Genomic DNA, 286 nt, shown 5'->3' on the forward strand with positions numbered 1-286 from the left:
ACGCACACTTCAGATTTGCGTCAAATTTCACCTTTCGATTCAACCAGACTTCCACCTCGCTGTGTCAGAACGGGGCGTAACGATACGGGACGGATGTGTTCCGCTTTGTATCAAACATCTGGTTTCGGGAGCGGGCGATCCGTCGGTTCCTTGTAGAGAAGGTAGTAATCGCAATGGCCAAGACGGTGCTTGTAATTGATGACGATCCGACCCAGCGCCGCCTGCTTCAGGCTGCGGTCGAGAAGGCTGGATTTGCCTGTCGCACGGCGCCGGATGGCGAGGCGGT

The sequence above is a fragment of the Hyphomonas sp. UBA3601 genome (assembly GCF_002375605.1).
Lineage (GTDB): Bacteria > Pseudomonadota > Alphaproteobacteria > Caulobacterales > Hyphomonadaceae > Hyphomonas.